The 13,872-nt window shown below is 36.7% G+C and carries 13 protein-coding genes; 4 read left to right on the plus strand and 9 right to left on the minus strand.

Features of this window, described 5'->3' with window-relative positions:
• Window positions 1-31: 31 nt before the first annotated feature.
• The 8 genes from FBT53_RS06875 to FBT53_RS06910 form a co-directional block, all read right to left on the minus strand.
• On the minus strand, window positions 32-796 hold the full coding sequence (locus FBT53_RS06875; protein ID WP_136950426.1) for an SH3 domain-containing protein: 765 nt from the start codon (window positions 794-796) through the stop codon (window positions 32-34).
• Window positions 793-2,586, minus strand: a complete 1,794-nt coding sequence (locus tag FBT53_RS06880) for a BatD family protein (protein WP_136950427.1) — start codon at window positions 2,584-2,586, stop codon at window positions 793-795. Before FBT53_RS06880 ends, FBT53_RS06875 begins: the two co-directional genes overlap by 4 nt.
• Window positions 2,586-3,476, minus strand: coding sequence for a tetratricopeptide repeat protein (locus FBT53_RS06885; RefSeq protein WP_169630331.1), 891 nt, complete (start codon window positions 3,474-3,476; stop codon window positions 2,586-2,588). The genes FBT53_RS06880 and FBT53_RS06885 overlap by 1 nt, the downstream gene beginning before the upstream one ends.
• Window positions 3,469-4,515, minus strand: a complete 1,047-nt coding sequence (locus FBT53_RS06890; protein ID WP_136950429.1) for a VWA domain-containing protein — start codon at window positions 4,513-4,515, stop codon at window positions 3,469-3,471. The genes FBT53_RS06885 and FBT53_RS06890 overlap by 8 nt, the downstream gene beginning before the upstream one ends.
• The gene (locus FBT53_RS06895) at window positions 4,516-5,514 is read right to left on the minus strand and encodes a VWA domain-containing protein (protein WP_136950430.1); all 999 of its coding nucleotides are present in this window, start codon (window positions 5,512-5,514) and stop codon (window positions 4,516-4,518) included.
• A complete protein-coding gene (locus tag FBT53_RS06900; RefSeq protein WP_240729777.1) occupies window positions 5,514-7,154 on the minus strand; it encodes a BatD family protein in 1,641 nt (546 codons plus the stop codon). Before FBT53_RS06900 ends, FBT53_RS06895 begins: the two co-directional genes overlap by 1 nt.
• Window positions 7,155-7,160: 6 nt before the next feature.
• Window positions 7,161-8,027, minus strand: a complete 867-nt coding sequence (locus tag FBT53_RS06905) for a DUF58 domain-containing protein (protein WP_136950431.1) — start codon at window positions 8,025-8,027, stop codon at window positions 7,161-7,163.
• Window positions 8,028-8,099: 72 nt separating this feature from the next.
• Window positions 8,100-9,101 carry a MoxR family ATPase gene (locus tag FBT53_RS06910; RefSeq protein WP_136950432.1) on the minus strand — a complete coding sequence of 334 codons (1,002 nt, stop codon included), beginning with the start codon at window positions 9,099-9,101 and terminating at the stop codon, window positions 8,100-8,102.
• Window positions 9,102-9,263: 162 nt separating this feature from the next.
• On the opposite strand from FBT53_RS06910, the gene FBT53_RS06915 reads away from it, so the two are divergent.
• From FBT53_RS06915 to FBT53_RS06925, 3 genes are read left to right on the plus strand one after another with little or no spacing between them, the layout of a single operon-like run.
• Window positions 9,264-10,130, plus strand: coding sequence for an aldo/keto reductase family oxidoreductase (locus FBT53_RS06915; protein WP_370323679.1), 867 nt, complete (start codon window positions 9,264-9,266; stop codon window positions 10,128-10,130).
• Window positions 10,131-10,889 (plus strand): SDR family NAD(P)-dependent oxidoreductase, encoded by a 759-nt coding sequence (locus FBT53_RS06920; protein ID WP_136950434.1) that lies wholly within the window; start codon window positions 10,131-10,133, stop codon window positions 10,887-10,889.
• Window positions 10,886-12,022, plus strand: coding sequence for an ATP-binding protein (locus FBT53_RS06925; RefSeq protein WP_136950435.1), 1,137 nt, complete (start codon window positions 10,886-10,888; stop codon window positions 12,020-12,022). Before FBT53_RS06920 ends, FBT53_RS06925 begins: the two co-directional genes overlap by 4 nt.
• Here FBT53_RS06925 and FBT53_RS06930 read toward each other — a convergent pair.
• Complete coding sequence (locus FBT53_RS06930; RefSeq protein ID WP_136950436.1) at window positions 12,019-12,963, minus strand: carbohydrate kinase; 945 nt, start codon at window positions 12,961-12,963, stop codon at window positions 12,019-12,021. The two genes, FBT53_RS06925 and FBT53_RS06930, sit on opposite strands and share 4 nt — an antisense overlap.
• Window positions 12,964-13,086: 123 nt before the next feature.
• Here FBT53_RS06930 and FBT53_RS06935 point away from each other — a divergent pair, with 123 nt between their 5' ends.
• Window positions 13,087-13,815, plus strand: coding sequence for a metallophosphoesterase (locus FBT53_RS06935; RefSeq protein WP_136950437.1), 729 nt, complete (start codon window positions 13,087-13,089; stop codon window positions 13,813-13,815).
• The last annotated feature ends 57 nt before the right edge of the window (window positions 13,816-13,872 follow it).

The following is a 13,872-nucleotide window of genomic DNA, read 5'->3' on the forward strand; positions in this document are numbered from 1 at the left end:
GCCCTGAAATGGAAAGATAGTTAATTATAAATTAAAAATCCTTCAATAATTTAATGGTATTAGATTGTACCCAGCCTGTTTGGCCATCTGCAATCTTAATTTTAAACCAGCCATTTAATTTTTCTAGAATATTCACCTTAGTGCCCTCGTGTAAACTAAAAACACGCTCACTTTGGGTGTTCGGTTCTGTGTTCACTACAATTTCTCGTTTTAAAACAATAGCCGGATTATCCTTCTTAAACGCATCATAAGAGAAATAGGCAAGAGTAACGGTAGCAACACTTAAGAATATGGCCACCATAGCTCCAATAAAAAAGATTCGTTTTTGCGTGGCGTATGTACTGCGATAGTATAAAATATAAAGGATAACAAAACTAATGGATAGTAACACGGCAAAGAGTGCCCAATTATCGTATGTGAATAAGGATAGAGTACTATCTCTAAAACGAGCCATAGCGGTTTTAGGCATGGCTTCTATAGCATCTAAACGCATGTTTTCTGCGTAGGCTAAATTATTTTGAATCTCTTGGTCTTTTGGATTTAAGAGTTTAGCCTTTTCATAATAATAAATGCTGAGTCCAATCTCGTCCAGTTTGTAATAGCAATTACCCATGTTAAAATAAAGTTCTGCAGAATGCTTGCCATTGTCCAAAATGGTTTCATAGTGCTCCAAAGCCGTGCTATAATTTCCTTTATTATAGGCTTCTGTAGCCTTGTTAAAAAGGACTTCGTTTTGGGCAAATGCGCTTAACCCTATAAAAAGAACAAACAATAAGCTGCTTACAATCTTTCTCATAGTTGCTTATCCATTTGTGATATTACCATACTTGCCTTTTCAAAATCTTCTTGCATTTGTACATTAGTTGCTGGGCTATACCTAGCAAGTTCACAACTTTTTAAAAGCGCAATAAACTTTTCTATTGTAGCATCATCAACTTTCTTTGCAGTAAGTAATTCGGTTATTTTATCCTTGCTAAACTCAGAAGTTTCGATTTTTAATTTGGCTTTAAGATAGTTATGCAAAGCTTTTTCTAAAGCAACATAGAAACCATCTTTGTTGTTGAGTTCTTTTTTAGCAGTACCCAAATATTTTTTGGCTAATCTATTAGCATTACGCAATCTAGTACCTTCTACATCTTGCGCACGCGCATCTCGTTTTTTGGTCAATAGAATGAATAATGGAATTGCTGCTAAAGGCCCTAATAACAATATATAGAATAGTGTAGAACCAAAAAATGGGGCTTTAGTTATGCTGGTAAAATTGGGATTTACCTTTATAAAATGAAACTGGTTGCTTGCATTAATTGCAATTTTCTGAACGCTGTTGGTTTTAGCTGCACCAGCTATAGCATCATTAGGAGTAGGCCCTTCTATTACATTCACCATTATTTCTTCTGAAGCTATGGTTTTGTATTGCTCTGCTTCTGGGTCAAAATAACTGAATTCAATACTTGGTATGGGATATTTGCCTTTATATGCAGGGACAATGGTGTAGTTGTTTTTTACGTTACCCTGCATACCGTTTGCATAGGTTTTTACACTTTCCTTATATTCTGGTTCGTATACCTCTAAAGCGCTTGGTAATTCGGGTTCTGGTAACTGAAAAAGTTTTAAGTTCCCTTTGCCCTCTACCGCAACAGTGGCTTGCAAGGATTCAGATGCATTTAGCTGTGTTTTATTGGTATTGACTGTAAAAGAAAAATTACCCACAGCACCTCCAAAATTAGCGGGCTTACCATTTTCTGGTAGTGGTTTAACATTTAAAGTACGTTTGCCAGCGGATACAGATTTACTAGCCTGAGCGTACATGCGTCCTCCAAAAAAATCACGTTTGCCAGTAGGCACTTCAACGAAAACTTCTAAGGAAAGGGGTTCAATATCTAATTTACCAGCTTTTTGTGGGTACAGTACTACACGTTTTAAAACTACACTACGATAAGGCTTATTTTTATACGTAGTGTTGATGGTATTGTACTTAGTTACAGGAATATCTTGACTCCAAAAGTTGTTGTATTTAGGACTGTCTACGGGTCTAAAATTGGTAACCGAAATATTGGGGTCAATGTATAATTTGTAAATCACCGTAACAGCTTCGTTTAGATAAGGGCTTGTTTTAGAGACTTCTGCAACCAGATGCAGGCTTTCATCCGCAATATCATCCGCAGTTTTAGGGGCATTTGGATTGTCTACAGCATCCGTGACTATAATTTGTTTTTGAAGCGTTTTATAGGTTTCACCATCTATTTGTATGGTGGCTTGCTCAATTGTAAAGCTTCCTTTTTCTGTAGGCTTTAAAATGTAGCTATACGATTTAGAAAAGCTTCTTTTACCGTTTATCCAAGAAGATTTAATAGATTGAGAAGGACCCATTACCACTTGGAAGCCATTAAAATTTGGAGGTGTAAAATTATCGCCATCTTTGTTCATGATAAACTCCACCCGCAATCTTTCATTTACACCTAGTTTTTCTTTACTCAATTTAACTTCAAAGCTAATGCCATTGTCTGTCTGAGCATAAGTAAGACTACCTACCATAAGCGCTAGGAAAACAAATACGTACCGATAAATGCTAGAAATTAATTGCATTACCAATCTTTTTCGTTTTTAATTTTTTGACCTTTGACTTTCTTGGCATCTATTTTTTCTTGAACCTTTTTCTCTTCGTTTTGCATGGCTTCTAGCAAATTTTGAATTTGCTGTTTAGATAATTGGTTGGGTCTAGGCCGTTCTTTGCGCTCAGGCTCTTCTCCTTGGTTAGGTTGCTTTTTTTGTTCTTCTTTTTTATCACCTTCTCCCTCCTTATTTTCTTCTGGCTTTTCTTGGCCTTTATCTCCTTGATCTCCCTGGTCTTTATTTTGGTCGTCTTTTTGCTCCCCTTCTTTATCCTTGTCTTGATCTCCGTTTTGGTTTTGGTCTTGATTTTGTTCTTGGTTGTCCTTGTTTTGGTCTTTATTTTGGTCTTGGTTCTGATCCTGATTTTGGTCGTTTTTATTTTGGTCTTGCTCATTTTTAAGCATTTCCTTGGCCAAGGCTAAATTATAGCGCGTTTCATCATCCGTAGGGTTATTTCTTAGGGCTTGCTTGTATGCTTCTACAGCTTTTTGGTATTCTTTTTGTCGCATAAAAACATTCCCCATGTTGTGGTAAGATTTATGCTTGGTTTCCTTGGCTTCTGCTTTTTCTCCGGCTTCTTTAAAACGGGTAAAAGATTCTGCCATAGCATTACGATTGTAGTATGCTCTACCAAGGTTATATGGAGCAGCGGCATTAGCTTCACTCTTAGAAATAGCTTTACGGTATTCTGCCTCGCTCGCAACAAAATTGTTTTGACTTAATGCCTTGTTGGCATCATACGTAATGTTCGTACTTTCTTTAAGTAGTTTTTTGTTTTCTCTTAAAGTTTGGGTGTCCTCCTGAGCATTTACTATGGTAGTCACTAGTCCCAAACCTATAAAAAGTACCTTAATCTTATTCATTTGCATCTTCATTAAAAAGGTTCAACTTTTTTAACCACTGTGTTTTACGGTCTAATAGAAAGATGTCTAAAAATAAGAAGAAAAGTGCTAGGGCAACAAACCATTGAAATTGGTCTTTATACTCAGCAAATTGTTTGGCTTCAAATTCTTTCTTATCCATTTGGGCCAATTCTTCTTTAATAAAATTTACGGCATCTTCTGTATTATCACCGTTAATATATACACCATTACCTTTCTGGGCAATCTCTGTAAGAACGGGTTCATTAAGGCGGGTAATAACCACGTCTCCTTCATTATTTTTTTTAAGACGTTCTACAATGCCATTTCTTTTAATTGGTATTGGTGCTCCTTTACTTTTGCCAACGCCAATGGTGTATACTTTTATACCTTGATTAATGGCGTTTTCTAATGCATCAATTGTATTGCCTTCAGAATGGTCCTCGCCGTCAGAGATGATAAATAGAACTCTATTGGTTTGTTCTGCATCATCAAAATAGGTACTTGCTAAATCTATGGCAGAGTTTATTGCGGTACCTTGACTAGAAAGCATATCGGTGTTCATACTTTGTAAAAACATTTTGGCTGCTCCGTAATCAGTGGTTATAGGTAGTTGTGGATAAGCTTGACCAGCATAGGCGATAATACCAATTCTGTCACTTGCTAATTGATTTATAATTTCTGAAACTAAACGTTTCCCTTTTTCTAAACGGTTGGGCGCAATATCTTCTGCTAACATACTTTTAGAGACATCTACGGCAAAAACGATATCTACACCTTCTCTTTTAACGGTCTCTAATTTGGTGCCTATTTTTGGGTTTGCTAGTGCGATAACCAAACATGTAATACCTAGCAACAGAAAAATAAGTTTTAAGGTAGATTTAAATAAAGAACGGTCTGGCGCCAAACGTTTAAGCATGGGGGCATTTGCAAAAGCTTTTTGCTTACTTTTTTTCCATATTTGAAGCATCAAAAATAACAGGACTATAACAGGTATAATCCCCAACAGATAGAAATATAAAGTTTCATCAAACTGCACCATCTAAATAAAACTTTTAAATATTGTTGAACGTAATATCCACTCTATTAGTAACAAAGCGCCTGCCAAAAATAATAAGGGTCTAAATTTTTCTTCGTATTTGTAGTATTTAAACTCTTCTATCTCTGTTTTCTCTAGCTTATTAATTTCGTTATAGATTTCTTCTAATTTTTCATTGTCTGTCGCCCTAAAATATTTTCCACCTGTAACTTCTGCAATATTCTTTAGTAGTTCTTCATCTATCTCTACTTGTCTCATGCCATACTGAAAAGAGCCATCTCTTTTGTAGCCAGTAGGTGTAATCGCATTTCCGTTGGTACCTAAGCCAATGGTGTAGGTTTTAATTTCATATTCTACCGCTAAATCGGCAGCAGTTTGGGGTTCAATAAACCCACTATTGTTTACGCCATCTGTTAGCAAAATAATCACTTTGCTTATTGCTTTACTCTCTTTTAATCTATTGACAGAGGTGGCTAAACCCATACCAATGGCTGTACCATCTTCTAACTGGCCATACCTAATTTCTTTTAAGGCGCCTAAAACAATAGACTTATCACTAGTAATAGGTGTTTTAGTATAGCTTTCCCCGGCATATGCCACTAGGCCTATACGGTCATTGGGTCTTTTTTTGATAAAATCTGCAGCTACTTCTTTTAAGGCTGCCAAACGATTTGGCTTTAAATCACGTGCCAGCATACTAGAAGATACATCTATCGCCATTACTATGTCTATACCTTTTGTGGTTTTAGTACGGGTAGAGATATCTTCTGTCTGTGGTCTTGCCAGAGCGGTAATGATACTTGCTAAAGCCAAAAGGCGTAAAGCAAGTAAAACAGGTCTTAACTTAGACCATATACTAGTGGTTTTAAATGCATTGGTACTAGATAGCTTTAAAGAAGCGGTCTGTTTTTTATGAGTAAATACATACCACACAACAGCTAGGGGTAATGCTAAAAGCAGCCAAAAGAACTCGGGATTTGCAAACTCTATACCTTTAAACATCACATCTCCGTTTTAACATCGACCGTAGCCAAAATCCGTTCTACAATTTGTTCTGCATAAGCATCGTCTTCTTCCCAAGTAATATATACCTGTTGAGTAAAACCTTTTCCGCCAAAAAGTAAGCCTGTAAATTTAAAACGCTTATTATTCATTGGTCCTTCTCCGGTATACTGACCAGTGCCGTAAATTTTAGCACCAGGTTTACCACTTTTTGTATAGAACTCATCTTCTTTAGGTAAAATGTTTTTAATTCCATTCTTTTCTAGAGAGCCTAAGAAAGCGCCTACAGCAGCCTCCATATCTGGTTCTATTTGTTCTTTATAAAGGGTGCTGTTGACAGTGATGGAAAACAGGCTTAGGTAGTTACCGTAGGCAAAGGTTCCATTGGTTTGTATTACCTCTTTTGCATCTTCTGGAATGGCTATTTCTTTGCGGATTAAAACCTCTGGAGTTTCTAATTCTATAGCAGGTACACCATAGTGGCTTTTTACCCATTCCTTTTCTAATAATTCTTTAGTGGGGTAGCCAAAAAGGGTGTCTTTTACGGTTTTAAACCCAAAGTATGCTACAGATATCCCGGTGCCTAATACCAATAAGCCTGCTAGAACGCCAATGCCTATATAAATGCGTTTCTTGCGTTTTTCTGCTGCGTAAGCTTCTAAGTATGCTTCATTTTCTAATAAATCGTCTTCTGTTGGTTCTGGCAGGGCTTCTTTGGTTTTGACAACAATTTTTTCAACAGCGCTTCGGTCAGATTCTGCAATGGATATATCTGGTTTAGACTTGGCAAATTTTACCAAATCTGCGGTCTGTAATACCTTTTTAAACTGGGTAATGGTATCATCATCTAAGCTAAGCTCACCAGCGTCCTTTAATAACTCTAAGCGCTCAATAAGTTGGTCTGTGGTACTTTCCATGGCAGAAATATGCACATCTTCTTCTAAGTAGGCCCGTACAATATCTGTAAGTTCAGAGTAGTACTTTTTGTATTCATCTTGGATAAGATATCTTGAATTCTCTAACTCTTTCAGTTGTTTTAAGGCGCGGTCATATGGAGGTAGTAAAGCAATTTTTTCTTCTTCGGTAAGTGGTTTTTTGCGTAGAACAAACCAATAAAAAAGTGCTCCAAGAATAGCTAATGCAGCTAGTGCAAAAACTATATATTTTAGGATGTTAGTATAACTTTTTTCTACCTGTACCAAGGGCTTAATGTCGTACATTTTTTGTTTGGTAGTATCTACGGCAACATCGGCAACTTTTATACGGAAAGAGTCTGTAAAAAAAGGTTTTTCGTCTATGGCAATACGTTGGGGTGGTATGGTGTAAGTGCCGCTATCAAATTGCGTTAGTGCATAAATACGTTGTAGAGTAACCCTATCTTTCTTTTTAGTAGTGTCTATTTTTAAAGCCTCTACCATTTCTAACGGAGAAAATGTTTGATCTTCTGGAAAACTGACCAAGTTTAAAGAGTCTGTTTCTACCGTGATGGTGTATTTAATTTGCTCCCCTATTTTAATGTGGGTAGAGTCTACAGCAGCAGAAACTGTGGAAGACTGTGCTTGTGCAAAGATAAAAGTGCATAAAAGAAAACTGCATGTAAGCAGGCTAGTCAATTTAATATGTGTCGTGGCTAACTTCATGTCTTTCTACCCCCTGTTCTTAAAATAGCCCAATAATTTTTTTACATAGCTCTCGTCTACTCGGCAACTGATGGTGCCACTGCCAGATTTGGTGAATGCGCTTTTAAAATAATCTGAGCGCTCTACATGGTACTTGCCATACTCATTTCTAATCTGTTTAGAACTAGTATTTATCAACTTAGTAGCTCCAGTTTCTGCGTCCTTTACTTGTATCATTCCCAAGTTAGGGATATACTCTTCCTTTTCGTCATAAACACGGATGCCTGTAACATCATGCTTATTCCCAGCAATTTTAAGAGTATCTGCATAGTCTTCAGCAATAAAATCTGATAGCACAAAAACAATTGCCTTTTTTTTCATGACGTTACTCAAGAACTTTAAAGCTTCTGCAATATTGGTTTTATTACTTTTAGGCTCAAACTCTAATAACTCCCTTATAATTCTTAGAATATGACTTCTGCCTTTTTTGGGTGGAATAAAAAGTTCAACCTCATCAGAAAAAAGAATAAGACCTACTTTGTCATTATTCTGCAAAGCAGAAAACGCTAAGGTTGCAGAAATCTCTACTAAGATTTCTTTTTTAAATTGATTAGCAGTACCAAACAATTCTGAGCCACTCACATCTACCATGAGCATCATGGTTAATTCTCGCTCTTCCTCAAAAACCTTTACAAATGGCTCGTTGTATCTAGCTGTAACATTCCAGTCAATGGAACGTACATCATCTCCAAATTGGTATTGGCGAACCTCACTAAACGTCATACCCCTTCCTTTAAAGGTAGAATGGTATTCTCCACCAAACACGTGGTCTGATAAGCGACGTGTTTTGATTTCAATTTTTCGTACCTTTTTTAGAAGTTCTTTTGTATCCATAGAGCGTAAACTGTGTTGGTAAATAGATTAACATAAAACACGAATCCAATAGCCGTGTCAGCTTTTAAACTATTAAGGTACCTCTACTTGGTTTACTATTTTATTGATGATTTCTTCTGAAGTAATGTTTTCTGCTTCAGCTTCATAAGTGATGCCTATTCTGTGACGCAAAATATCGTGCACTACAGCCCTAACATCTTCTGGCACTACATAACCACGTTGCTTAATAAATGCGTAACATTTAGATGCTGTAGCTAGGTTAATACTACCTCTAGGGGAAGCGCCAAAGCTAATAAGTGGTTTTAGCTGTTCTAAATTATATTTCTCTGGATATCGCGTAGCAAAAATCAAATCAAGAATATACTTTTCTATTTTTTCATCCATGTAAACCTCTTTCACAGCTTTTTGAGCACTTAAAATTTGGTCTACAGTAACCACGGGGTTAACGACAGTTTTAGTACCGCTTAGATTTTGTCTAATGATTAACTGTTCTTCTGTAAGTTTAGGGTAGTCTATAACAGTTTTAAGCATAAAACGGTCTACCTGTGCTTCTGGCAAAGGATATGTGCCTTCTTGTTCTACAGGGTTTTGTGTGGCCATAACTAAGAACGGTGCCTCTAATTTAAAGGTCTCATCCCCAATAGTTACCTGCTTTTCTTGCATAGCTTCTAATAGTGCAGACTGTACTTTAGCAGGAGCACGGTTTATCTCATCTGCTAATACAAAGTTGGCAAATATGGGGCCTTTTTTAATAGAGAAATCGTTCTCCTTCATATTGTAAATAAGCGTACCTACAACATCTGCAGGCAGCAAATCTGGTGTAAATTGTATTCTACTAAAGCTACCTTTAACCGCTTTAGATAAAGTGTTAATTGCCAGTGTTTTTGCAAGTCCAGGAACACCTTCTAGCAAAATATGACCTTGACCTAAAAGCCCAATAAGTAGGCGCTCTACCATATGTTTTTGGCCTACGATGACTTTGTTCATCTCTTGCTTAAGCAAGTCTATAAACGCACTCTCCCGAGCTATTTTCTCATTTACGGCAGCAATATCTATCGTAGTATTTTCTTCCATATGCAACTGTTGATTAACGTTAATCTATCCAGAAATTTAACATTCCGCAAAATGAAAATTAATTTAAAATCGCTCTGTTAATAATTGGTTAAAATAAGTTCTAAAGCCTTAGTTTTGGCAAGGATTTAAGGTAATAATCACTAATTTTCTAAACCTATGCCAATGAATGTTAAATACTCTAAAATATTTGCTGGTACCATGACGTGGGGTAGTTGGGGCAAACAATTGACCAACACCCAAATGGTAGATTTAATACAGCATTGTTATACCAACAACATTACTACTTTTGATCATGCCGATATTTATGGGGACTATGGAAACGAACAGCTTTTTGGTTCTGCTTTTAAGGAAGCCGGTATAGCGAGAGAGAATATACAATTGGTATCTAAGTGCGGTATACAAATGACTAGCGGTCGAACCAATAAGGTAAAACATTACCAGTATGATGCTGCTTATATTATTTCTTCCGCAGAACGCAGTTTAGCACAATTACAAACCGATTATTTGGATTTGTTTTTATTACATAGACCAAGTCCTTTATTACACCCAGAAGAGGTATCTAAAGCAATTAATATGCTTAAAGAACAAGGGAAAATAAAACAGTTTGGGGTGTCTAATTTTAATCCTGCACAGATAGCTGTAATAGAAAAAGAGGTTAAGGTAGAGGCAAATCAGGTAGAATTTTCTCTAACACATTTAGACCCTATTTATAACGGCACTTTTGATGATTGCTTGGCAAATAATAGAATGGCCATGGCATGGAGTCCATTAGGTAGCTATTTTAGAGAAGATACTGCGCAAAACAATAGGATTAAACAAGTGCTTGCTAGTCTAGCAGAAAAGTACAATGTAGATGAAAGTATGTTGCTTTTGGCTTTTTTAATAAAACACCCAGCGGGTGTATTTCCCGTAGTAGGGACTGCGAATAAAGAACGGCTAGTAAATTCTTTAAACGCAGCAGCAATAGATTTAGAATTACAAGATTGGTTTTTACTTTTAGAAGCATCTCAAGGAAACGAAGTACCATAAATGGAAAAAACTGTATTAATAACTGGTGCTACCAGTGGTATAGGGAAAGAAACTGCTAAGTACTTTGCGCATAAAGGCAATTTTAAGTTGATTCTTTGTGGTAGAAGAACGGAAAGGCTAGAAAGCTTAATGCAAGAACTTAGTCCTAAAACTGCGGTTACTACTTTATCTTTTGACGTTAGAGACAAGCATGCTGTGTTCCATGCAATTGAAAATCTGCCAGATGCATTTTCTGAAATAGATATACTTATAAACAATGCTGGCAATGCCCATGGATTAGACCCTATACAAAGGGGTAATATAGATGATTGGGATGCTATGTTAGATATTAATGTTAAGGGCTTATTGTATGTAAGTAAGGCCGTTATGCCACAAATGGTTGCCCGTAGGGCAGGTCATATAATTCATATTGGTTCTACGGCAGGTAAAGAGGTATACCCAAACGGTAATGTGTACTGCGCAAGTAAACACGCAGTAGATGCTATTAACAAAGGGATGCGTTTAGATTTAAACCAATATGGTATACGTGTGGGTGCTATTAACCCAGGTTTGGTAGCAACAGAGTTTAGTGAAGTAAGGTTTAAGGGCGATGAAGAACGTGCATCTAAAGTGTATCAAGGTTACCAGCCCTTAAAACCAGAAGACATAGCAGACATTATCCATTTTGTGGTGACCAGGCCCTACCACGTAAATATTGCAGATTTAGTAGTGATGCCCACCGCCCAAGCTAGTTCTACCGTGATAAATAAAAATGCATGATTAACAAACGTCTCCTCATTAAAAACCTATTGGCGCATAATGATGAGAATAGTTTCTATGATAAAAAACGTTTTATATCTATTGGAGAAAAAGAAGGTAAGGCTAAGTTTCTAAAACACGTCTGTGCACTTGCTAATAGTAACCCTAAAAATAACTCCTACATTGTTATTGGTGTGGAAGATGCAGATAATACTATTGTTGGTGTAGATTTCTTTGATGATAGTAAAATACAAAACCTAGTTAACGCCTATTTAGACAATCCGCCATTAATAGCCTATGAAAATATACCCTTTCCACATTTGCCAGAAGGCAAGGTGGTGGGTCTTGTAACCATTACTAGTAACGGTAGGGTTTGTTCGCTAAGAAAAAATATTTGGAAGTATTACGGAGGTTCTGTGTTTTTTAGAGAAGGTAGTATAAGCTTGCCTAAAGTTTTTGATATTGAGTTAAAAGATATTAATTCAGACAAGGTGGCCACACTAGAACAACATGCGCGTAACAATATAGAACTAACCTTAGATGGAGTCATAGATTTTATCAACCATAAACATCCAGATTTAACCAGCAATTACAAAGTGTTTAAAGAACAATTTGTGGTCTGTTGGGCAGGGAATACTAAAAAAGTAAAAGACCAAACCTATTATTCTAGGGTAGATATAGAACTGATAAATGAGCAGGTAAAACTATTTTATTCAGCCTTAGATGAGGTTTCTATTCATTATAACGATGATACGTTTAATATACTAGAGTACGTACAATTAGGTTTAGGAAAAAATCAAAAATATTACCAACTAGAGGAAGTGACTATAAGGTTTTTTGAAAATGGAAAGTATAAAATAACAAGCAATCTTTTATTTGAGCCACCACAGTACGATAGAAAATCACTCTATCACCTATACAATAGCACCAATGCCTTACTTCAAAAATTATCAAATAAAATCACCTTAAACAGTTCAGAAAAAAAGGATTTAGAGCACCTACCAGATACTTTGTTAATCTGTTATTTAAATGGTTTTGAAGAGGCTAAAGACCAAATGGAAAAGGCTAGACCAGTGCTTAAAGCCTACGATAAAAACATTTATCTGGAGCTAAAAGAAGCCTTACGAATTATTAGAAAAGTAAAATACAACTAAACTGCCAAATCTTCTAAAGTGGGTAGCGCAGCGATTGCGCCAAACTGCGTTGTAGTAATAGCACCCGCCTTGTTAGCCGTTTCTACCATAGCTGTGAGGGCATCAAAATCTTCTAAGATTGCTTTTGGGTTAGGCAATTTTGCTATTTGGTACAAAAGACAGCCTATAAAAGCATCTCCAGCCCCTGTAGTATCTATAGGATTCACTTTAATACTAGGTATCGTAGTTTGCCTTTCTGCCATACTTACATAAGTACCTTCTTTGCCTAGCGTTACCGTAATAATTCTTGCGCCAGCCTCATGCAGATAGCTACATGCATCTGCTACTGTTGCTTTACCAGAAAGTAAAAGTGCTTCTTCTTTACTGAATTTACATAGGTGAGATTTTTCTATAAAACCTTTGCATTTGGTAATGAATTTTTCTTCTTTCTCTTGCCACAAATCACTTCTATAATTTGGGTCAAAACTAATGAAGCAATCTTTAGTAATCCCATCAAAAAGATAGTGGGTGTAGGCTTCCTCCAAATTTCCGCCCAGTAGCGCCGTTGCCGCTCCAAAGTGTAGCATGTGCCCTTGAAATTTAGTTCTAAGGCTAGAATCGTACTTTAATTCTTTATCAGCGCCTCTAGAAAAAACAAAATCACGTTCCCCATCTTCAGCAATAGAAACAAAGGCCATGGTGGTAAATTTTTTAGTGCGCTGAGCGTTACTAATATCCACGTGTTCATTGGCCAAGACATCTAATAAAAATGTACCAAAAGGGTCTTTACCAACCGCACCAACAAAACTACTTTTGCCTCCTAATTTTGCTATGGCGCAAGCAACGTTGGCTGGGGCACCACCTGCTTTTTTTGTAAATTCATTGGCCTTACTCAAATCACTTCCTTGGTGTTCCGCTACAAAATCAATTAGCAATTCGCCTACACAAAAAATCTTTGTCATCACCTTTGGTATTAGGCTTGCAAGTTACATAGAAAATTAATCCAAGGGTATTCTGTGAAACTTTACCTTAATTTTTCTTAGTTGACCGGTATTGTTTCTAATATTGTTACAAAGATTAGAGTAATGAGAACATTAGTTATAGGCGATGTACATTCTGGTTTGCGTGCGGTAGAGCAGGTTTTAGACCGTGCCGCAGTAACCGCAGATGACCATATAGTATTTTTAGGGGATTACGTAGATTCTTGGAGTGATGCTTTTGAAACCATAGCCTATCTAATACAATTAAATACTACGCATAATTGCACTTTTATCCGTGGTAATCATGACGAATTATGTTTAGATTGGTTAGTTGAGGGCAAAGATAACCCTACTTGGTTATTGCATGGTGGGGCAGCCACTAAAGCATCTTACGAGAAAAGAGAAAGAGCAGCGTGGGAGTCGCATATTCATTTTCTACAGGAAGAACTGGTAAATAATTGGGTAGATAACAATAACAACCTTTATTTACATGCAGGGTTCACCAACTTAAAAGGAATTGAGCACGAATATTTTGAGAAAACATTTTATTGGGATAGAACCTTATGGGAGCTTGCACAAGCATTGAATCCAGAATTATCTGTAGAAGACGCCCGTTTTCCTAAGAGACTAACCCATTATAACGAAATATTTATAGGGCATACCCCTATTTCTAAAACGGGTTTAGCAGTACCTAAAAATGGTGCCAATGTTTGGAATGTAGATACTGGGGCGGCTTTTATGGGCGCTTTAACAATCATGGATGTTGCAACAAAGGAATATTGGCAAAGTGACCCTGTACACACGCTTTATCCTAGCGAAAAGGGAAGAAATTAAGCCCAAATATAGCTGTAATTACATATTTTATTGGGAACTTTACCAAAACAGAACTAG

Source organism: Flavobacterium sp. ASW18X, from assembly GCF_005144745.1.
GTDB lineage: Bacteria > Bacteroidota > Bacteroidia > Flavobacteriales > Flavobacteriaceae > Croceivirga.